This is a genomic window from Neobacillus drentensis, assembly GCF_036966985.1.
Taxonomy (GTDB): Bacteria; Bacillota; Bacilli; order Bacillales; family Cytobacillaceae; genus Neobacillus; species Neobacillus drentensis_E.
Genome location: NZ_JBALSN010000297.1, coordinates 4,185 through 4,570, shown reverse-complemented (window position 1 = coordinate 4,570; position 386 = coordinate 4,185). Strand labels below are relative to the sequence as shown.

Genomic DNA, 386 nt, shown 5'->3' with positions numbered 1-386 from the left:
AAGGAAACATATTTTGATATGTATAAACTAATAAAAAAGAAAATTAATACGGTAATAAACATATACGGTGCATAAAACAATACGACACCACCTGAGGTAGCAACCGCTTTTCCTCCACGAAACCCGGCGAAGATTGGATAGGTGTGCCCGACAACGGCAAAAATACCTGCCAATAATGGACTTATATCCACTTGGAAGAGATGTGGCAAAGCGGCAGCTAAAGTCCCTTTCAAGATATCAGCAAGTGTAACGACTAATCCCGCTTTCACACCCAATGTTCGAAAGGTATTGGTACCTCCTAAATTTCCACTCCCGTGTTCGCGAATATCCGTTTTATAAAAAACCTTTCCGATAATTAAACCAGAGGGGATCGAACCAAGTAAATA

Annotated in this window: 1 protein-coding gene; it reads right to left on the bottom strand. The window is 40.2% G+C overall.

The features are described 5' to 3' along the window. Positions 1-386, bottom strand: a 386-nt coding sequence (plsY, locus tag V7659_RS19360) for a glycerol-3-phosphate 1-O-acyltransferase PlsY (RefSeq protein ID WP_335541497.1), incomplete at both ends; no start/stop codon positions are given.